Origin of the sequence: Flavobacterium sp. ALJ2, from assembly GCF_015594725.1 — a bacterium.
Lineage (GTDB): Bacteria > Bacteroidota > Bacteroidia > Flavobacteriales > Flavobacteriaceae > Flavobacterium.
The window spans coordinates 1-1,003 of the sequence record NZ_JADNRC010000046.1; the positions used below are offsets into that span (position 1 = coordinate 1).

Here is a 1,003-nt window from a genome sequence, read left to right on the forward strand (position 1 = left end):
ATTTTTGCTTAATAATCTTTGATAATCATTTGAGCAATATTGTAACCCTCTATCCGAGTGATGTATCAAGGGTTCAGTACTATCATTTCGATTGTATAATGCCATTTCAAGTGCTTTGATAGACCCTGCTACACTCAAAGATTTTGACACATCAAAGCCTACAATCTTTTTTGAATAAGCATCGGTTATCAATGCTAAATAAGATGGATTACTTCTAGTTCCAACGTATGTTATATCGCTTACCCAAACAGACTCAGGTCTCTCTATTTCTATTGTGCTTATTAAATTTTTATGCTTCCTAAATCGATGGTGTGAATCAGTTGTTATATGGTACTTCTTTTTGAACGGTATCAACATATGGTTGGCTCTCAATATCCTAAACAACTTATCTCTTCCAACTTTTAAGAGCAATAATTGCCCTTTGAGTAAAAAATATAGTTTTTTACCTCCTAATCTAGGCATGACCATGCGAATCTTTCGAACCATAACTATAACTTTTTGAGCTATGGATAGTTTCAGTTTTTTAGATTTTATTGATCGATAATATACCTGTCTATTTACCCCGAGCAAATCACAGGTAGAAACTAACGTTTCTTTGTGTTCTTCTTTGAAGAAGTCGATAAGTCGGGTGTGCAATTTTTTCTTATTTGAATATCATATTCTTTTTCTGCCATATCTACTAGCATATCGAAAATAATAACTTTCTTGTCAGCACGCTGAGCAAGATATTCAGCTCTGGCCTTCTGTTTTTCTAATAATATAACTTGAGCTTCAAGTTCAAGTATTCTTTGCTCTGGAGTTTTTGACATAATTGTAGGTAATTGGTTTTCCCAATCAAAGTTACCATATTTTCGTAACCATTTTGTTACGGTGGAATCTCCTTGGATACCATATTTAAGCTTTGCCTGAGCTTTTGTTATGAATCCATGTTCTATCTCTTCAACTAATTGCAACTTAAAAGAGAGCGAGTAATCTTTTTGGGTACGTTTTACAATCCCAACGG

General features: G+C 33.8%; 1 protein-coding gene and 1 pseudogene. Both read right to left on the reverse strand.

Annotated features, from left to right (window positions below):
* Nucleotides 1–486, reverse strand: a 486-nt coding sequence (locus IUY40_RS19135; RefSeq protein ID WP_195738454.1) for a DDE-type integrase/transposase/recombinase, incomplete at its 3' end; no start/stop codon positions are given.
* Between the two features lie 344 nt (nt 487–830).
* Nucleotides 831–995 (reverse strand): annotated as a pseudogene (locus IUY40_RS19580) (transposase); the annotation flags it as partial.
* Nucleotides 996–1,003 lie beyond the last annotated feature (8 nt).